Here is a 19,687-nt window from a genome sequence, read left to right as displayed (position 1 = left end):
GTCAAATTCGGACTTCGCGGCGACCTTTGGGCGGCCAATGGCGTGCTCGCGCACGACAGGGCGCAATCGCGCGGGCTTTCGCCCTGCCCGTTCATGTCCGAATGTTAATGGGGGCCGGTCAAGCTCCAGGCCGGAGCCGTTTGTTGTTCGGGGTACGCAGTTATTTGCGCGACTGGTCCGCTGTGCGGGATATCCGATCGAGTCCCCTGCCCACATCGCGCCAACGGGTCTGGCGCGCGACACCGATCAGGAAACGGACGATACCGCGACACGACAGCGTGAGCACCACCTCGTGGTGCCGCAGCCCCTTGCCTCCCTTGACCAGGCCGAGATCGCGGATCAAGCAATACTGCCCGCTGCTCATGCGCGCCCAGCGCGTCTGCGCAAATCGCCCCATACGCACGAGCTTGCATCGTAAGAGACGCCCGTCAACCCTTGACAGGGTGATTCGCTTGCGATGCGGCTGCCGTGGTCCGAGGATCGTCGGTACCTCCGACAAGCCTCAGGTTGAGCCGCTGCGCTCTCTGCAAGATAGTCCCCTTGCGGCTGGACGCCGGAGCGTCGTTTGTCAAAGCGTCTTCCGGCCGCCGCTGCAAAAAAGCCGAAGCTAGCCGAACAACCCCGGCGGAGTGTACGCTTTCATCGTCGATCCGACAGGCGGTGCGGACAAAGCGGATGGCGGCCGCAGCTATCGCTCCGACGCCTAAGCCGACCAGGGCAGGCCCCGCATAGCTGGAGAGATGGTCCGGAACCGAACCCGCTAGCTGGGGCGACGACGCGCCAGCGATCGCGGCAAGGAGTGAACCCTTTTTGACGACGATCCCCAACGTCACGGCCGACAGTCCCGTGCGCAGCCAGGCCAGGAACGTGCGCTCGTTTGCAGCGTGATCATTGTAACTGCGGATCATTGGCGACCTCAACCGCGCTCATGTTTCCATGACTGCAGGCTATGACGGTCGCGGCAATGTGTCGTGTTAACCGCTGTTAGCTCACGTTAGGAGGTGTTTGAGGGATCACACACTTTGCGCTAACACGCCCCACCGGTCCGCATCACGTTCTAGGCCTGACGATATTTGCGGATGACGTCCGTGCTCGGCTCGAGACCCAGTCCCGGGGCTTGCGGAACTGCGATTGCGCCTTTGTTCGGGATGATGGCCTCGCCATAGAGCTGCGCCTCGAGGTCGAAATAGCGCCACTCCACCCACGCATCGGGCCCGCCGAAAGCCGCGCTTGCATGTACGGCCGCAAGCAGGCCCGGGCCGTCGTAGAACGTATGAACCTTCACGGTGGTGTTGTTGGCGTTCGCCAGCGCGAAGACCTTCGCAAGCTCCGTGATACCGCCCATTTTGGCGGGGCTCGGTTGAATGAAGTCGACCGCCTTCGCTTCAAGCAGATGCTGAAAATCCATCGCGGTCGAGGCATTCTCGCCGGCGGCGATCGGGATGCCGCCCTCCTGCCGGACCCGGGCAAGTCCCGAATAGTTCTCGGGCGGCCAGACCGGCTCCTCGAGCCAGCGCAGGTTGAACGGGCGCAGCTTCCTGGTCATGTCGAGGGCTTCGCGCACGGACCATGGGCAGTTGACGTCGAGCATGATCTCAATGTCATCGCCGGCTGCCTCGCGCGCGGCGCGCACGCAGTTGACGTCGATCTCGTGCAACTTCAGATGACGATAGCCGCTGCTCAGCGCGCGCGTGACGTTCTTTGCCACGAATTCAGGGTCCGCATAACGGGTCAGGCTTGCGTATGCGGGAAGCGAGCTTGCGTCGCTGCCACCGAGCAGCTTGTAGACCGGCTTGTTCGCCGCCCTGCCGGCGATATCCCACAGCGCAATGTCGATGGCCGAAAGGCCGTAGATCAGCGCGCCGCTACGCCCGAAGACGTGGAATTTCTTCTGCAGGTCGAGCATCAGCCTGCCGATCTGCGTCGCATCCCGACCGATGCAGTCAGGCGCCAGAACGGTATCGATGGCGACCTTGATGGCCGGAATGGTCTTGAACCCGAACGCCTCGCCCCAGCCGACCACACCTGCATCGGTCGTGACCGATACGATCAGCGAATCCACCGTTTGCCCCGCGCCCCACACGCCCACGCCCGACGGCCCACCCGTCGTAAAGGGAATCCGCAATGGAATAGCTTCGATGCGGGCAATCTTCATGGCGTGCTCCTCATGTCCTGCGATCGGGTCCGCCTAGCGCGGCAGCAGATTTGTCTTCGCCAGATCGATCACCTGGTCGCCACGACCGTTCATCACGGCGCGCAGCACCCAGAGGCTGAACCCTTTGACCTCCGCCGGTGTGATCGTCGGCGGCATCGACAACTCCTCCTTGGCAGTCACGACATCGAGCAGCGCGGGCCCGTTATGGCTGAGCATCTCCTTCATCGCCGACGGCAGTTCGCCGGGATCCTCGACCCTGCGCGCAAACAGGCCCATCGCCCGCGCCATCGCGGCGAAGTCGGGATTCGCGAGGTCGACACCGGTGTCGACAAAACCGGCCGCCTTCATCTCAAGCGCGACAAAGCCGAGCACGCCGTTGTTGAAGATCACGACCTTGACCGGCAGCTTCATCTGCGTGAGCGTGATCAGGTCGCCCATCAGCATCGAGAAGCCGCCGTCGCCGGATAGCGAGATCACCTGGCGACCGGGGTGCGCCGCCTGCGCCCCGATTGCCTGCGGCATGGCGTTCGCCATCGAGCCGTGTACGAGAGAGCCGATCATCCGGCGGCGCCCGTTCACCTTGAGATAGCGCGCGGCCCAGATCGTCGGGGTGCCGACATCGAAGGTGAAGACAGCGTCGTCCGCCGCCTGTTCGCTGACCACCCTTGCGAGATATTGCGGATGGATCGGCTTGCGTCCCGGTGTGCCCTGGGCCAGCGAATCAAGGCCTTCACGCGCGCTCTTATAATGCGCGATCGCGGCGTCGAGATGCTTCCGCTCGGTCTTCGCCTTGAGCAGCGGCAGCAATGCCTTGATCGTCAGGCCGACGTCGCCGACAAGGCCAAGGTCGAGCTTGCAGCGCCGCCCCAGATTTTCCGGACGGATGTCGATCTGTGCGATCTTGCAGTCTGTGGGGAAGAATTGCTTGTAAGGAAAATCCGTCCCTAACAACAGCAGCGCGTCGCAGGCATGCATCGCCGCGTAGCCTGACGAGAAGCCGATGAAGCCGGTCATCCCGACGTCGTACGGGTTGTCGTATTCGACAGATTCCTTGCCGCCCAGCGCATGAACGATCGGGCTCTTCAGGGCTTCGGCAAGTTGCATCAGCTCCGCATGCGCGCCTGCGCAACCACGTCCGCAGAACAGCGTGATCCGCCGCGCATCGTTGAGCATGGACGCGAGCGCCTTGACCTCCTGCGCCTCGGGCGCGACCGTGGGGGCCGCGAGCGCAAGACTGCGCGAGGCGGATGGCGCGCGCTGCGGCGCCTTGCGAAGCGCTACGTCGCCGGGAATGGCGACGACGGCGACGCCACGCTGACCAATGGCGGCGCGAATAGCATTCTCCAGGACGTAGGGCATCTGGCTCACGTCGGAGACAAGCTCGCAATAATGACTGCATTCCCGAAACAGGTTTTGCGGGTGCGTCTCCTGGAAATAGCCGCCTCCGATCTCCCCTGACGGAATCTGGGCGGCGATCGCAAGCACCGGCACTCGGCTGCGGTGCGCATCGAAAAGGCCGTTGATGAGGTGCAGATTGCCTGGCCCGCAGGAGCCGGCACAGACCGCGAGGCTGCCGGTCATCGCCGCTTCGCCGGCTGCGGCGAAGGCCGCGACCTCCTCATGCCGGACATGCACCCATTCGATCGTGCTCCGGCTTCGCAGCGCCTCGGTCAGACCGTTCAGGCTGTCGCCCACGATCCCGTAGATTCGCTTGACACCGGCCTGTTCCAGCGTTGCCACGAAAAGATCGGCCACATTTTCGATCGCCATCTCACTCTCCCAGGGGTTCTTGCAGGGGTTCTTGACCTTGGTCACGCAGCTGAATCGGCGGGCTGCAATTCAGGCGTTGGTGCGCTGCCGTCCAGCCGGAGTTCACCCGCCACTTTGCGCGCCGCCAAATGACAATCGCGTTCGTTTGCAGCGCGGCCGCTGGAGGCTGCGGATCGGCCGTGCACAGACCTCGATCTAAGGAGGTTATGCGAGCGGCGACAATATGTCCTGTTAGGTATTGTGAGATGCCGTTAGTTCGCAACCGGTGCTCGAAGCCCGGGGGCACCGGATCGAGAGGCGGACGATTTCGCAGCGAAATCAAGGTCCGGACGGGCTGACCGCGTTAGATCGTCGTCGTGCCGTTGCCGAAGACAGTGGAGAAGATGACGTCTGGAGGGGTTTTGGCGAGCTGCAGCGAGTTCTGGGCGCCGTAACCCAGATAGATGCAGTGCCCGGAAATTCGACTGCGTCCTGATCGGATCTGACCGCGGCCGGCCGCGGCCTCTGTCCGGGACGGCCGGCCCTTCGCCAGATCGGCCGCCCACGCCATGGATATGTGTTAGGTTTCGTGCGTTATAGCGATGGTTGTCGTCTCGTCCGGAGAAATTCAGTGGCCGCTCTCGATCCCAATGCCGGCAAGCCGGTCGCCCCGGAGTCCCTCACCGATATACCGAGGTTGGTGACGGCCTATTTCGCAGCCAAGCCGGACCCTGCCAATGCCGCTCAGCGAGTCGCGTTCGGTACCTCAGGACATCGCGGCTCGTCGCTGCGAAGCTCGTTCAACGAAGACCATATCCTGGCCACGACCCAGGCGATCTGCGACTATCGCCGCGAAGCCGGCCTGTCAGGGCCGCTGTTCATCGGGATCGACACCCACGCGCTCGCGGAGCCAGCCCTGGTCAGCGCGCTCGAAGTGTTTGCCGCCAATGGCGTCAACGTCATGGTTGACGATCGCGGCGGCTACACGCCGACGCCGGTGATCTCGCATGCGATCCTGACCTACAACAAGGGACGAACAACTGCGCTGGCAGACGGCGTCGTGATCACGCCGTCGCACAATCCGCCTGATGATGGCGGCTACAAATACAACCCGCCGCATGGCGGGCCCGCGGACACCGACGTCACCACCAAGGTCGAGAAGACCGCTAACCGTTATCTCGAGTCCGGGATGAAGGGCGTGTCCCGCATCACCTATGCACGTGCAAAGGACGGGCAGTTCGTTCACCCCCATGACTATGTCGGCCCCTACGTGTCCGACCTCACCAATGTCGTGGATATGGCCGTCATCAAGGCGTCCGGCATCGACATCGGCATCGATCCGCTGGGCGGCGCCGCGGTGCATTTCTGGCCCGTCATCGTCGAGCGCTATGGAATCAAGGCCGAGATCGTCAACGATGCAGTCGATCCGACGTTTCGCTTCATGACTGCGGACTGGGACGGCAAGATCCGCATGGACTGCTCGTCGCCTTACGCGATGGCCAGCCTGATCGCGATGCGCAATCGGTTCGATGTCGCCTTCGCCAACGACACCGATGCCGACCGGCATGGCATCGTGACGCGATCCGGCGGCTTGATGAATCCGAACCACTTCCTCGCCGCCGCCATCGCCTATCTGTTCGGACATCGTCCGCAATGGTCACCACAGGCGGCGATCGGCAAGACCGTTGTCTCGAGCTCGATCATCGACCGCGTCGCCAAAAAGCTCGGCCGGAAGCTGGTGGAGACCCCGGTCGGCTTCAAATGGTTCGTCGAGGGCCTTGGGAGCGGCTCGTTCGGCTTTGCCGGCGAAGAGAGCGCCGGCGCCTCGTTCCTGCGACGGGACGGCTCGGTCTGGACCACCGACAAGGACGGGATCATCCTGGGCCTGCTCGCCGCGGAGATCCTGGCCAGGACCGGACGCGATCCGAGCCAGCTCTTCAACGACCTTACCGCCGAACTCGGCGTTCCCTTCTATGCGCGGATCGACGTGCCGGCGAACGCGCAACAGAAGAACGCCCTGAAGTCCGCAAGCCCCCAACGGTTGAACATCAAGGAGCTTGCCGGCGATCCGGTTCACGCGACCCGGACCACGGCGCCGGGGAACGGCCAGCCGTTCGGCGGCATCAAGGTCGAGACCGAGATGGGCTGGTTCGCCGCGCGGCCGTCCGGCACCGAGGATGTCTACAAAATCTACGCGGAAAGCTTCCGCGACGAAGCGCATCTGAAGAGAATCCAGAGCGACGCGCAAAGCGCGCTGGCGACGTTGTTCTAGGTCGCAATGAGTTCCGATTGAATCGCTGCGAACTGCAAAACTCGGTACACCTCCGCCTAGTCGTTCAGCATCGCCTCACCATCCAGATGCTGCGGAAAGAAGAAGAAGTTGTTGATGTAGCTCTTTCCGTCCTCGCGGCCGCCATTGGGCAGCAGGACAGATGCATCCTGCATGGCCTCGACACGAAACTGATCGACAGGGAGCGCGCGGCTGTCTGCGAGAAAATATCCACGATAGTCACGCACATCGAAGAACTCGAACAACAGCCGCGTTGCCTGCGCGCGATGCCGATCTTCCGCTTCCACCAGAAATACCGGCTGACTGTTTTCAAGCAGCTCGACCGCACCGTTCAAGACATTGAGCTCGTGCCCTTCCACGTCGATTTTGACGAAGGCAACGTCCTCATGAACGATCGCATCCAGCCTCGCCATTGGCACCCGCGTCGACGTGACTTTATGCTCTGGCGCCATCGGTCTCCGCTCGAGCGAGGCAAGGCCGTAGACCAGTTGCTCATTGTCTTTTGGAATGAACAGCTCGGCTTCGCCGACCTGATCCGACAGGGCGATCTCGTGAACGCTCACATTTGGTGCCGAGGTCCGCCGCAACAGCCCCGCCATCTTGTGGGATGGTTCAAAGGCATAAACCTTCCTTGAGAGGGGCGCGAGCTTGCGGGTATAGAGGCCGCAGTTGGCACCGACATCGACGGTCACGGCCCCTGGCGGAACGACCTTGTCCAGGAACTCGAGCTCGTGCTCCGCCGATTTCGCCTGATATGTCAAATGCCAGCGCACCCAGAGCGAGGGGAATGCGTCCTTCAACAGCTCCTTGGTTCGCTTCTTGGTGCTCATGAGCATGATCTCTTTTCCAACTTCCCCGGCCAAGACGACATCCCCGACCTGTTCGCTCCAATACTCCCAAAGCGCGAGACCGGGTTGATCCGTCGTCACGCTTCAGTTTCTTGATCGAGCATGATCGTCCGCTACGAGCCCAACGCTGACGCGGCCTCATGGTCCCGATCATGTCCTAGAAACCGCTACCTGAGAGAAATTCGCTGCGAACTGTGCGCAGGATGATCGTGATATCCAGCCTCAGCGACCACTTCTCGATATAATCGAGATCGTAGTCGATCCGTGAGATGGCGCGCCGCGCTTCGACCGTGCTGCCCCTGCAGCCGCTGATCTGGGCGAGACCGGTGATTCCGGGACGGGCCGAATGCCGCTGGAAGTAGTAGGGTACGAGATCCTCATAAGGGAGATTCGCCGCCAACATGCCCGGCACGTGCGGTCGCGGACCGACCAGCGACATGTCACCCTTGATGACGTTGAGGAGCTGCGGAATCTCGTCGAGGCTGGTTTTGCGAAGGATCTTGCCGATCCACGTCACTCGCCTGTCGCCCTCGACCGTCTGCTTGACACCGGTGGTGTCGCCAGCATCGACGCGCATCGAGCGGAACTTGTAGATCTTGAAGCGCCGGTTGCGATAGCCATAGCGGTACTGGAAGAACAGCACTGGCCCCGGCGATGTCAGCTTGATGGTCACGGCGATGGCGAGCAGCAGCGGCGCAAAGAACGTCAACGCCGCGCCCGCCATTACGACATCGAACAGCCGCTTTCTGATCGATGCGGCCGGTTCAATGTGAAAGGTACGGCGCCGATAACGGCTACGATGCCGATAGCGCTCGCACTCGACCGGCCTTACCGAGATAAACTTCCGCTCAGGAAGAAGCGGTGCGATGTTGTCCTGCTCCAAACGCGCCGCAAGGGTAGCCGCCATGCTCTCGCCTCTTGCCAAGTTGATCACATCAGGGAAGAACGACGCGGCACGTGCCGGCAACAGCCGAACTCTCCGCGGCACGCAACCATCAACGAACACGTGACTCGCCGAACTACCTTGCTGACACTTTTCCGAAGTTCATGAGCGAAATTGGGCGGTGCAGCGAAGATGTTTGCTGTTGCGAGCGCGGAACCGCCTCCTGTGATTCTTGCAATGCAGAAAATTGCCTTGCGCTGAAAGCGCTTACGTCAATGTGCATCCGAATTGCGCTGCGCTCCACTCGACGCAGCCATGCATCACGCAAAACCCAGGAACCTTTTGCGCGCTCGCGTACGCTCGCACGCGCCTTGGATGGGAATGCGGTTCCGACGAAAATCAACAATCGCCACATCTCTGCTTTTGAATGAACTCATTCATGGAAAATACATTGGTGCTCCGTGGTCTGACGACTTAGCGGGGGCTTGGAATGTCACAGACCGTCAATGACGGCACCGCTGCACAATTAGATACGCCGTCACCGGGTCGGCAGCCCGGTCCCGTGCCAACAGGCCGATCGCGGAGTCTGTCGTGCTCCTTCGCTTCAAACCGCGTGAAGCACCCGATCGCAAGCTGCGGAACCGAATCATCGTCGGGAACGCGGCGGTCTGGATCGCGATCATCGCCGCGCTTGCCGTCGCGCTGGCCTAAGATCATCTGCACAAGTGCATGACGGCGCGACTTTGATTTGACCGCGAGCCGGTTCCATGATCGCTATCGCGGATCATGCTCTTCAACTCCGCTGCTAATTCGCCGTCGACCACCGCCTCGACGCCGGCAGACACCCGCATCTACGCCGTGGGCGACGTCCACGGACGAGCCGACCTGCTCGCCGAGACTCTCGAACTCATCGATAACGATGTCGATCGAAGACCCGTTGCCTATTCAGTTGAGGTCTATCTTGGCGATTATGTCGACCGTGGCGCCGACTCGAGAAGCGTCATCGACCTGTTGGCCGCGCGACTGGTGCATAACAACGCAGTCTGCCTGCGCGGCAATCACGAGGAACTGCTCGAGCGCTTTCTGAAAGATCCGCGTTCGCTTGAGAGCTGGCTCAAGCTCGGCGGGCTTCAGACGCTGGCCTCCTATGGAGTCCAGCTGCGGCCAGATCGCCGAGAAGAGCCCGAGACGCTGCAGGCACGATTCCGCCAGGCCTTTCCGCACGCTCACATGCTGTTCCTGAAGTGTCTGAAGCCATGGATATGTTGCGGCGATTATCTGTTCGTGCATGCGGGGATCCGTCCCCTGGTTCCCTTCGATCGGCAATCGATGCACGACCTGCTCTGGATCCGCGACGAGTTCCTCAACTCCGAACATCATCACGGCAAGTGCATTGTTCATGGGCATACACCAGTTCCCCATCCCGATGTGCGTCCCAATCGCATCAACATCGACACGGGTGCATGGCAGTCGGGAAAGCTGACATGTGCGGTTCTCGAAGGCAGATCAATTCAATTTCTATAGGCTGATCTTCGCCTATCGATGCGCAGCGGCGGATGCTCACATTCTTTTGCCGTCTTTGCGCAACAACTATCCGTGCCAATTCTATCTGTTGGGATGAAGCCATGCAGCAACGAATGACTCGCTTCTCTTGGGTGTTTGCCTTGATCGCGCTTGCAGCAGCAGGCATCGGCCCACACTTTGCAGTTTCCGCGCAAGAGCAGCGGCCGGTCCAAGCTCCCACCGCCAGCACCTATATCCTTGGCCCGAACGACCGTGTTCGCGTGAAAGTCTACGGCGAGCCTGACATCACCGGCGAATATGAAGTGGACAGCACCGGCCAGATTTCGATTCCGCTCGCCGGGCATGTCAGGGCCGAGGGTCTGACCACACGGCAACTCGAAGGCGCGGTCACTTCGGCGCTCGCGAAAGGCATCGTGCGCGACCCGCGCGTCAATGTCGAAGTGGCGCTCTATCGTCCTTATTATATACTTGGCGAAGTCAAAAAGGGCGGCGAATTTCCCTATCGTATCGGCTTGACCGTCCTCGATGCCGTCGCAAGCGCTGGCGGCTTCACCTATCGCGCCAACGAAAACAAAGTCTACCTGCGGCGCGCTGGCACATCCGCCGAGGAAGTCTACTCGCTGGATCTACCGGTTCCGATTTTTCCTGGCGACAATATTCGAATCCCCGAGCGCTACTTCTGACGTTTTCGTCGGCAAGCTACACATCCTGCGTCTCATCGCGGCGCTCGTCGAGTGATGCAATGCTGCACTCATGATACGCGTACCGCAAGGGATGTACACAAGCAGCGCCGCAACGCAGTCTTCTTAATCAAGATGCTCGAACGCGATGTGTGGCGAACGTTACCGCGTAACACTCAGCATTCGCGACGCGCACGAATTATCGCATGCATCACGCGAAGCACACACTCTCTATAACTTATGCTCTCTATAAGGTGTTAGTCACGATGAACTGCGCGCTACTTATGCAACTCGATAGGCCACAGTTCCAACGCACTTCGCAGCGTTCGCTCTTCGCGTGACGTCCCGCCACAGTGTCGTCTCTTTGCAATGCAAAATCTTTTTGCGACGCGGAAACCTTTTTCCCTTCATTCACGTTGCAGTGAGTGAGAACTTCTTCGTTCTGAATCCGGAATGCCCTGCAATGCGGTTTGGTCTTGTGGACCGCAAACGAACGTCACGCTGTTTTTTTTGGGCAGTGATCGAACCTCGACACGGCTGAGTAACGGTGCTCGTCGCCGCCCATAAAGGACAAGTGGTCGAATGTCTGCGTTTGCTCTCTCATGCCCGAATGCGAATGGAAGAGGATTTCATCAGCCGAAATCATCCCGTCGGCGTGGTCTGGAGTTTGCAACGCTATTGGCGATGGCGATTGTGCTCGGCCTCGCATCACCGGCAGCGGCACAGACGATTCCGCAGATAATGGAGCCAACCGCTCCGCCGTGGAATGCGCAACGGATATTCGACCCGACGCCTTTGCCGGAGCTGGCAGCTCCGGAAAATCGCGAGCCGGTCGCTCCGGAGGACATGCCGGTAATGCAGCGACAACAGCCCGGATATGAGCCCGTCGGAATCCGCGACGGGTCCTGGATGTTCCTGCCGTCATTCCTCGCTGGCGGGTTCTACGACAGCAATGTCTTCTCTTCGAACTTCCTGAAGCGGTCGGACATTGCAGCCACGATCGAGCCAATGCTGCGCGCCTATACGCTGTGGGAGCGACACGGCATCGATGTGACGCTCGATGCCCAGGAAATCGCCTACAACGGCAATCCCGGGCTGAACCAGACCAACGCAAGCCTCAAGGGCAATGCCTGGTATGACATCTCGCACGACACCACGCTGCTCACTAATTTCCAGATCGCGCACCTCAATCTCGCGGTGGGATCGCTGAGCTCGCCGGCCGGCGCGGTGCAGCCGACACCCTATGACCTGTTTTCCGGCGATGTCAGCCTGCGCAAGGAGTTCAACCGCCTGATCACGTCGTTCGGCTTCCGCACCGACTCGTATGATTATGGCTCGACGCGAGCCGCGGACGGCACCGTGATCGACCAGAGCAGCCTCAGCGGCCAGATCTATTCGCTGCACGGCCGCGCCGACTACACCATCTCGTCGATCTTCGGCGTGTTCGTCGCCGCCGAGGGCAATGACCGCAACGTCAAGGGGTTGCCGGGCCAGCCGCTGGATTCACAAGGCTACCGCGCACTCTCGGGCGTCACCTTCGGGCTGACCAATCTCATCTCCGGCGAGATCGGCGCGGGCTACGTGCAACAGCAATTCGTCGATCCGACCATCGGCACCATCGCGGGCCCGTCCTATCGGGCCCTGCTGACCTGGCGGCCGACGCGGCTGATCGACATCAACTTCAAGGCCGAACAGCTTGTCACGGAAACGGCGCAGACCAGCTCGAGCGGCGTGCTCGCGAACGCCCTGCAGCTCGGCATCGACTATGAGTTACGTCGCAACGTCGTGTTCTCGGCGACCGGCGCGTACGAGGTGGACCGCTTCTTCGGCATGATCCGCAAGGATGATGTCATCACCACGGATCAGCGCGTCAAATACAAGCTCAGTCGCTACGGTTCGATCGCCGTCTATCACACCTACACGAACCGCAACAGCGACGTTCCCATCTTCAGCTACGACAAACATCAGGTTGGATTGAATGTTACAGCGCAGTTCTGACCAGCCGTCGCAGCTGGGCGAAGCGGCGGCACCCTTGCCTGCGAAGACGTCGCAGGCAACCGTCGACCTTCGCGAAATGGCCCGGATCCTGCGCAGACGCTGGCGATTGGTCGCGCTCCCACCGACTATATTTGCCGGACTCGCGCTGATCTACCTGCTGTTCCTGTCAACCACGCTCTATACGGCGACCTCGACGGTTCTGGTCGATCCGCGGCGTGCAACCGCAATCGAATCGAACCAGTCGCAGGTCGAAACGTCGAATTACGGCACCGACGACGGCACGATCGACAGTGAAGCGCTGCTGATCCAGTCGCTCGCAATCCTGCAGCGCGTGGTGGAAAAGCTGAAGCTGACCGGGGATGAGGAATTCAATCCGCCGCCCACAGTACTCGACCATATCAAGCGGCTGTTTCGCAGCAGCGGTCCTGCGGGCGGCGCCAGCGCACAGGATGCCGCCGTGGCCCGCGCGGTCGATATCCTGCAGCGGCAAATGAAGGTGGCCCGGCAGGGCACGACCTTCCTTGTCGATATCAATGTCAGCTCGAAATCGCCGCGCAAGGCAGCTGAGCTCGCCAATGCCGTCGCGGACGCGTATTTCGACGAGCAGGTCCGCGCCAAGAACGACGCTACGAAAATCGCGTCGAACTGGCTGAACGGGCAGCTCGACGAGCTGAAGTCGCACGTCGTAGCCTCGGAACGGGCGGTCGAGGATTTTCGGGCCGCCAACAACCTCACGGTATCGCAGGGCGTGACGGTCAACGACCAGCAGCTCACCGACCTCAACAACCAGCTCATCGGCGCCCGCGCCCAGACCGCGGAAGCGCGCGCAAAGTATGAGCAGGCCCAGCAATTGTCCAAGAGCGGCGGCGATGCCGGCGGCATCAGCGCGGCAATCTCCTCTGACGTGATCGCGCGGCTGCGCACCCAATACGCCGATATCGCCAAGAACGAAGCTGAGCTCTTCAGCAAGTACGGGCCGCGCCACCCCGCGGTCGCCAACGTGCACGCGCAGCTCAAGGACACCCAGCGGCTGATCGACGATGAGATCAAGCGCATCCTGCAGAGCACCCGGCATGATTATGATGTCGCGCGCTCACGCGAGACATCGCTGCAGCAGAGCTTCGATCAGCTCCAGGGCGTTGCGAACAACTCCGGGCAGGCGCAGGTGCGTCTGCGCGAGCTGCAGCGCGAGGCCGAGGCCAACCGGACGCTCTATGAGTCCTACCTCGCCCGCTTCAAGGAGAGCACCGCACAGCAGAGCCTGCAGTTGCCGGATTCCCGAATCGTCACCAAGGCCTCTATCCCGATTGCGCCGTCATGGCCCAAATCGACGCCGGTGCTTGGGCTTGCGACGATACTGGGTTTCGGCATTGGCTGCGTTCTCGCCTTCCTCGCCGACTACGTGGACGCGCGGGTGAAGACGCTGGAGCAGGCCGAGGAGATCTCCGGCGTGCCTGCGCTGGCCGCGGTGCCGCTGATCAGCGCCGGCGAGCTTGCCGGACGAGCAAAGCTCGGCCGCAGCGAGCTTGACCGCTACGATCCGAGGACCCCGGCGCTGTTGCCGGCTGCATTGCAGCCTCCGCTGATGCGCTATGCGATCGAAGCGCCCGGCACCTTCTTCGCCGACGCGATCCGCGCCATCCGGCTTGCCATTCAGCGCACCTTACGCGTTCAGCCGATCAAGGTCGTGCTCGTCACCTCCGCGCTCGAAAATGAAGGAAAGACCACGCTCGCGGCCAATCTCGCCCAGTCGCTGGCCTCGCTCGGGATTCGTACGCTCCTGATCGACGCAGACCTTCGCAATCCGCAGCTGACCCGTTCGCTCTGCCCGCGTGCCGTGGCCGGCTTGCTCGAGGTCGCGCTCGGCCAGGTCGCCGCCGAGCGCGCGATCCTGACGGACCCAAGCACGGGGCTTTCGATCCTGCCGTCGACAACCATCAGGCGGTCCGAGTTCATCACCGAGCTGATGTTTTCGGATCGCATGGTCGATGTCCTGGAGTATTGCCGTCACCGCTATGAGCTTGTCGTCATCGACTCCCCGCCTCTGGTACCGCTGGTCGATGGTCGCGCACTCGCCGAGCTTGCCGATCGGATCGTGCTGGCGCTCGCCTGGGACCAGACGCCGGGCGAGGTGCTCTCTCACACCATGGAGCTCCTGTCGCCGGTCCATGAGCAGATTCTCGGAACGGTGCTGACACGCGTCGATCTGAGCCGGCTGCGCTTCTACGACTATTACCAGAGCTCGGCCTATCTCAAGCCCTACGCAACCGCCGCACTCAGGGCGGAGGCTGCGCAATAATGCCGCTGAGTGCCCCAGCCGCGTCTCCGGTTGCTTCCGTGCGCTTGCCCGCAACCGCGGTTCGCGCCGCGGCGGCTGTGCGGTCGACAGGCGGCGAAGTCAGCAGGCCCGCCGCGCTGATACGGCTGATCGACGCCGCGATCGTGGGGTTCATGCTGCTGGCAGCGGTGAGCCTCTTCACCCTGTCCGGTGGGATGCTGAGCTACTGGAAGATCCACTATTTGACCAGCGGCGGGAATTTTTACGAGAAGCTGCATCCGGCGACCTACTTCACCGTGCTCGCGTTCGGCCTGATGATCATTCGCAACGGCGATCCGGTCGGCGACATCGTCAGGATGTTCGCTGGCGCTCGGCTGTTGCTTTTCTACCTCGCCTGTTGGCTCTGCCTGCTGACCCAGATGATCGCGACCGGACACCCCTTCACCGTGATCATCGACACTTTCCTGCTGCCGCTGCTGCTGTGTCTCGTGATCTGGCGGTTGACGCCCGAACAACGCAGGCCGTTGCTGTGGGCCCTTCATCTCACCATCCTGATCAATATCGTCATCGGCTATCATGAATATTTCACCGGCCACCACCTGATTCCGCTGATCCTCGGCGATGTCATCATAACGGGGGAATGGCGTGCCTCGGCACTGCTCGGCCATCCGCTGACAGCCTCCGGCGTCGTCGCCGGCTACGTCCTGGCGCTGGTGTTTCGCCCTGTCCTGTGTCCGCCGATCATCCTGCGCCTGCCGCTCATCACCTTCTCGCTGACATCCCTCATGGCATTCGGCGGCCGGACGTCGCTGGTGACGACGCTCTTCATCATCGCCGGCGCGGCCGCCTTTCAGGTGTTCCGCGTATTGCGCGGCGAACGGGTCCCGTTGCTCGCGGTGGCCGGCGCCATCTGCCTGACGTTCGCAAGCGCCGCCCTGATCTTCCTGGCGCTGAATACCGGGGTCTTCGACAAGATGCTGTTGCGATTCTCCTCCGACAAGGGCAGCGCCTCCGCACGCTACGCCGCCGTCGAGTTGCTTTCCCGGTTTGATTGGCACGAGCTTGTCCTGGGCCCAGATCCGGTCCGCGCCACCGCACTCCAGAACTCCTCCGGCCTGAAAGCCGGCATCGAGAATTTCTGGATCGCCGGCATGATCCAGTTCGGATTCGTCTCCACGGTCATATTGACGCTTGGCCTGGCTGCCCTTTTTACCGAGATTTTGAAACGCTCGGGCAACGCCGCATGGCTGGTCCTGCTACTGATCATCATCATCGCGGCAAGCTCGGTCAGCTTCTCCTCCAAGAACATCCAGCTCGCGCAGTTCGCGGTGATGATCACACTGCTGCTGCCGCGCGAGCGGGCGGTTGCACCGGTACGGCAGCCGCGCGCCCGGCTGCGACGAGCAACTGCCTACGCCTGAGGCCATGCATGACGATTTATGTCGACCATACCCATCTCGGACGCCACGTCACCGGCCTCGAACGCGTCACGCTCGAATTGTTCTCTCGCTCGGCCCTTGCACCCCTCGATGTCGTTCCCGTCACGGCACGCGGCAGCAGGCAAATGATCCTGCGCCAGACCTTCCGGCTGCCGTTGCGACTTGCGACATCGTCATCGCTGCTGCTGTGCCCCGGCTTTCCGCCGAGCCCGTTGCTGCGGCCATTTGCGGCGCGCGTGCTGCCCTACATCCACGACATCTTCTTGCTGTCGCGGCCAGCCGATCTCAATTTGCGCGCCCGCCTCTACATGGCCGCGCCGTTCCGGCTGGCACTGCGCCGCTATCCCCGCTTTCTCACCAATTCCAACGACACGCGCGAGAAACTCGCCGCGCATTGTCGCCCCGACGCCGCAATCACGCTCTACCGGCCTCCCGTGCGCAATGTCTTCGGCCTCAATGCAGACGGCCGTGCGGACCGCCAAGATCATCGCCGGGACCACCGCCGCACCCTGCGGCTGGTTGCGCTGGGAACGGTCGAACCGCGGAAGAATTTCCTGGCGGCGGCAAAGATCGCCGCGGCGCTACGCTCGCTCGAATGTCCCAATGTCACGCTCGATATCTTGGGAAGGCGGGGTTGGGGCGAAGACTGGGACATTCTCAAGAGCCTCCCGGGCGTCACGCTGCATGGCTACCGCCCCGACGACCGCGTACGGGCCCTGCTTACGGAAGCCGATATCTTCATATGCACCTCACACGAGGAAGGTCTCGGCCTGCCGTTGCTCGAAGCCCAATATGCCGGCCTGCCGATCGTCGCGCCGGATGCTGCCATCTTCCGCGAGGTGCTCGGCCAGTCCGGCATCTTCGTCGATCCGTCCGAGCCGAAGACCGCGGCCACAACAATCACCGGCATGCTCGCGGATGGCGCGTGGCGTTCACGTTACGTCGCGCTGGGCACCGAGAACCTCGCGCGTTGGAACGCACTCGCACGCGCCGACCGCGATGCCGTCGTGACACTGATCGCGAGACTTGCCAGGGACGGCGCACCCGCGCCGGCACCCCATCGGGCCGACCGGATCGCCGAACACTGAGAACGAAAAGTAGATGCGGGATGGCACCAGATGACTCCCTTGGCCGCTCACCACACATTTCCAACAGCCGAATTGCAGGCGCGCGCGGGGGCTACGACCCGGGATATCGGCATCGATACCATGCGTGGCGTCGCCATCCTGATGGTGATCGGCATCCATTCGCTGCAACAGCCCCTGAACGCTTGGCAAACGGCGATCGACGCGGCCTTGCGGCCATGCGTGCCAATCTTCCTGTTCGTCTCCGGCTATCTAACTGCCGTATTGGGCAAGGTTCCGCTTGGCAAGCGCCTGCAGGCTGCGCTGGTCCCCTACGCGATCGCATTCGCTGCGGCCTACATCTACATGGCGCTGCATAATCCGGCGATGGACCATCGCGCCACGACGACGCTTGCGCGATTCGGCCTCGCCTACCTCTTCGTCTATTATTACGTATTCGTCTATGTCGGCTGCACGGTCGCCCTCTGGCTGATCTTCACGATCACGAGCCGCGGTCCGCGATCAGACAGCCGCCGCGTGGCGTTGCTTCTCCTCGCCGTCGTCTTCGGCTTTGTCGCCGGCAGCTATCTCGATCCGCTGCTGCTTCGCTCCGGTCTCGCTGAAAGCCTGGTCGAGGAAGTGCGCATGCGCGACATTCCCTTCTGGTTCACCTTCATGGCGCTGGGCACGCTGCTGGGCGAATTCCAAGTCAGGCAGGCTCTTGCGAACCAGCGCACGCTGCTCCTGGGCGCGACGACCGCCGCATACATTGTATATGCAGCCGTGCGGCTGTTTTCGGTGGGCGATGCTGCCGACTACGATTCGATCGCCTTCTTTGGCTATGCCGCGCTAGCCTGCTGCCTGTTTCTTGCACTGGATGCCCGGTTTCCCTTTATCGCCTCGCTCGGCTCCGGCAGTTACTTCATCTATCTCTGGCATATCTTCTTTGTGATGTTGCTGCGCGATCACGCGCGACTGCGGGCGCTGGGCCCGGCTGCGGCCTCCGCCATCACTTATGTTGCGGCGGCGACAGCCAGCATCGCCGCCCTGATCCTGGTCAGGGAATTCGTGCCCGCCCGTCTCCACCGCTGGCTGGGAGCCTGACCGATGCTGCTGCGGAACACCCTGCTTTACCTGCCTGCGCAGGTCGTGGGCCCACTCGCCCAGCTTGTCGCGATGATCGTCTGGACCCATGTCGTCGACGAGCCGACGCTTGGTGTCATCACGCTCGTCACCGCGACCCACGAGCTCCTGCAAATCGCGTTTCTCGCCTGGTGGTCGCAATACGCCCTGCGTTTCCTCGGCCGCCATCAGGAGGAGGGGAACGCGGCGCACTTCTATCGCACCGAAAACACCCTGCTGCTCGCGTCGTCCATCATTCAAAGCGTGGCTGTGCTGGTGATGCTGTTCACGGTAATCGCGCCGGATGCCGACACACGACTTGCCGTTGCGACAGTTGCCTACGTCATCACCCGTACATTCAACCTCTATATCGGCGAGCGAGCGCGGGTCCGCCATCAGATCGGCATCTACACCATCCAGGTCACGCTGGGCCCGGCGCTTGGTTTCGCAATCGGCCTCTTCCTGATCCAGGTGATCGATCGCTCCCCGGCCTGGCCCCTTGCTGGTTACGCCGTTGCCCAGCTCGCCGCTGCGGTGATCGTGTTTCCGCGCCTGGGCCGAGGCCGTGGCCTGTGGCCGCTCGATCGCAATATCATCAATCACGCTCTGCACTACGGGACGCCGCTGATCCTCAGCGGCGCGCTTGGCTGGGTCGGGCTCAACGCGTCTCGCTTTGTCGTCAACGAGATGCTGGGCGTGGCGGCTGCCGGCCTGTTCGCCGTGGGCTATGGGCTTGGCCAGCGCGCGGCGACCTTCGCGGCCATGCTGGTGACGGCAGCGGCCTTCCCGATCGCGGTCAACAGCATGGAGCGGCACGGGAGCAAAGTCGCCATGCGCCAACTCGCTGATAACAGCGCCCTGCTGATCGCAATCCTGGCTCCCTGCATCACCGGCATCTTCATGCTGCGCGTCGAGATCGTTCATCTCCTGATCGCGCCGTCGTTCCAGGCCGTCACGCTCGCTATCCTGCCGCTCTCGGTGCTCGCCGGCTCCATCCGCAGCCTGCGTGCACATTTCGTCGATCAGACGTTCCTGCTGCACAACCGGACAAAACTTCTGGCCGTTGTCGCCACCATCGATGCCAGCGTCACCGTGCTGCTCAGCTACACCTTTGTGCACTATTGGGGACTGAGCGGCGCGGCCGGGGCAACAGTCGTCGCCGCCCTCATTGCCGCGATCACGAGCTTTGTGATCGCATTTTCGCGCTTCGGCCTGACATTGCCGATGGAACATCTCGTCCCGCTTATCGCCGCCACCGCCATCATGGCCGCGCTTCTGAGGATGCTTCCTGAAGCATCGTCGATGCTCGCGCTGATCGGGCATGTCGTCGCGGGCGGTGCAGTCTATGTCGCCGCACTCGGCGTGTTCTATGCGCAATTCTTGTTCAGGCTGATGAAGCTGCGTCAACGGCAGTCGGAGTCTTGAAGTGGTTCCACGCGACGACACGCGCGAAGTGTTACTGCGTAACGAAGTCTTCGTCGGAGAGCTGCCAATGATGATCGCGCTGCCGACAACTTGATCATGCTGCGTGACGGCATCGCCATCGTTGCGACGCAATAGTTGGATGCAATAGTTGGGTTATTTATGCGACGTTCGTTGCGAGTGCTTTTCGACTCCTGGTTCCCGTTGCCTCGGCGGTGGGCACAGCATCGTTACT

At 62.0% G+C, this 19,687-nt stretch carries 16 protein-coding genes; 9 read left to right on the top strand and 7 right to left on the bottom strand.

Features of this window, described 5'->3' with window-relative positions; genetic code table 11:
* Window positions 1-160: 160 nt before the first annotated feature.
* The 5 genes from A3AI_RS0104715 to A3AI_RS0104695 all read right to left on the bottom strand — a co-directional run bounded on the left by A3AI_RS0104715 (window position 161) and on the right by A3AI_RS0104695 (window position 4,475).
* Window positions 161-364 carry a hypothetical protein gene (locus A3AI_RS0104715; protein ID WP_024514465.1) on the bottom strand — a complete coding sequence of 68 codons (204 nt, stop codon included), beginning with the start codon at window positions 362-364 and terminating at the stop codon, window positions 161-163.
* A gap of 64 nt (window positions 365-428) precedes the next feature.
* A complete protein-coding gene (locus A3AI_RS0104710; protein WP_024514464.1) occupies window positions 429-908 on the bottom strand; it encodes a YidH family protein in 480 nt (159 codons plus the stop codon).
* 149 nt (window positions 909-1,057) lie between these two features.
* Window positions 1,058-2,155, bottom strand: a complete 1,098-nt coding sequence (locus tag A3AI_RS0104705) for a mandelate racemase/muconate lactonizing enzyme family protein (protein WP_024514463.1) — start codon at window positions 2,153-2,155, stop codon at window positions 1,058-1,060.
* A gap of 33 nt (window positions 2,156-2,188) precedes the next feature.
* Window positions 2,189-3,925 carry a ubiquinone-dependent pyruvate dehydrogenase gene (poxB, locus tag A3AI_RS0104700; RefSeq protein ID WP_024514462.1) on the bottom strand — a complete coding sequence of 579 codons (1,737 nt, stop codon included), beginning with the start codon at window positions 3,923-3,925 and terminating at the stop codon, window positions 2,189-2,191.
* Between the two features lie 343 nt (window positions 3,926-4,268).
* Complete coding sequence (locus A3AI_RS0104695; RefSeq protein ID WP_024514461.1) at window positions 4,269-4,475, bottom strand: hypothetical protein; 207 nt, start codon at window positions 4,473-4,475, stop codon at window positions 4,269-4,271.
* A gap of 60 nt (window positions 4,476-4,535) precedes the next feature.
* Here A3AI_RS0104695 and pgm point away from each other — a divergent pair, with 60 nt between their 5' ends.
* Entirely contained in the window at window positions 4,536-6,176 is a 1,641-nt protein-coding gene (gene pgm / locus A3AI_RS0104690) for a phosphoglucomutase (alpha-D-glucose-1,6-bisphosphate-dependent) (protein WP_024514460.1), read from the top strand.
* A gap of 56 nt (window positions 6,177-6,232) precedes the next feature.
* On the opposite strand, the gene A3AI_RS0104685 is transcribed toward pgm, so the two are convergent.
* Together A3AI_RS0104685 and A3AI_RS0104680 are read right to left on the bottom strand one after the other, a co-directional pair.
* A complete protein-coding gene (locus A3AI_RS0104685; RefSeq protein WP_245286833.1) occupies window positions 6,233-6,886 on the bottom strand; it encodes an FkbM family methyltransferase in 654 nt (217 codons plus the stop codon).
* 313 nt (window positions 6,887-7,199) lie between these two features.
* Window positions 7,200-7,949, bottom strand: coding sequence for a sugar transferase (locus A3AI_RS0104680; protein WP_024514458.1), 750 nt, complete (start codon window positions 7,947-7,949; stop codon window positions 7,200-7,202).
* 762 nt (window positions 7,950-8,711) lie between these two features.
* On the opposite strand from A3AI_RS0104680, the gene A3AI_RS0104670 reads away from it, so the two are divergent.
* The 8 genes from A3AI_RS0104670 (at window position 8,712) to A3AI_RS0104635 (ending at window position 19,455) form a co-directional block, all read left to right on the top strand.
* Entirely contained in the window at window positions 8,712-9,449 is a 738-nt protein-coding gene (locus A3AI_RS0104670; RefSeq protein ID WP_024514457.1) for a metallophosphoesterase family protein, read from the top strand.
* A gap of 131 nt (window positions 9,450-9,580) precedes the next feature.
* Window positions 9,581-10,132, top strand: a complete 552-nt coding sequence (locus tag A3AI_RS0104665) for a polysaccharide biosynthesis/export family protein (RefSeq protein WP_245286846.1) — start codon at window positions 9,581-9,583, stop codon at window positions 10,130-10,132.
* An 852-nt stretch (window positions 10,133-10,984) separates the two neighbouring features.
* Window positions 10,985-12,127 (top strand): outer membrane beta-barrel protein, encoded by a 1,143-nt coding sequence (locus A3AI_RS0104660; RefSeq protein ID WP_245286832.1) that lies wholly within the window; start codon window positions 10,985-10,987, stop codon window positions 12,125-12,127.
* Window positions 12,108-14,426, top strand: coding sequence for a Wzz/FepE/Etk N-terminal domain-containing protein (locus A3AI_RS0104655; RefSeq protein ID WP_024514454.1), 2,319 nt, complete (start codon window positions 12,108-12,110; stop codon window positions 14,424-14,426). Before A3AI_RS0104660 ends, A3AI_RS0104655 begins: the two co-directional genes overlap by 20 nt.
* Window positions 14,426-15,826 carry a VpsF family polysaccharide biosynthesis protein gene (locus tag A3AI_RS0104650; protein ID WP_210163678.1) on the top strand — a complete coding sequence of 467 codons (1,401 nt, stop codon included), beginning with the start codon at window positions 14,426-14,428 and terminating at the stop codon, window positions 15,824-15,826. The genes A3AI_RS0104655 and A3AI_RS0104650 overlap by 1 nt, the downstream gene beginning before the upstream one ends.
* Before the next feature lie 8 nt (window positions 15,827-15,834).
* A complete protein-coding gene (locus tag A3AI_RS0104645; RefSeq protein WP_024514452.1) occupies window positions 15,835-16,932 on the top strand; it encodes a glycosyltransferase in 1,098 nt (365 codons plus the stop codon).
* Window positions 16,933-16,962: 30 nt separating this feature from the next.
* Window positions 16,963-18,012 (top strand): acyltransferase family protein, encoded by a 1,050-nt coding sequence (locus tag A3AI_RS0104640; protein ID WP_024514451.1) that lies wholly within the window; start codon window positions 16,963-16,965, stop codon window positions 18,010-18,012.
* Window positions 18,013-18,015: 3 nt separating this feature from the next.
* Entirely contained in the window at window positions 18,016-19,455 is a 1,440-nt protein-coding gene (locus A3AI_RS0104635; protein ID WP_024514450.1) for a lipopolysaccharide biosynthesis protein, read from the top strand.
* Window positions 19,456-19,687: the final 232 nt, after the last annotated feature.

Origin of the sequence: Bradyrhizobium sp. Tv2a-2, from assembly GCF_000472425.1 — a bacterium.
In the GTDB taxonomy this organism is placed as follows: domain Bacteria; phylum Pseudomonadota; class Alphaproteobacteria; order Rhizobiales; family Xanthobacteraceae; genus Bradyrhizobium.
This window is presented reverse-complemented; position numbering and strand designations above follow the sequence as displayed.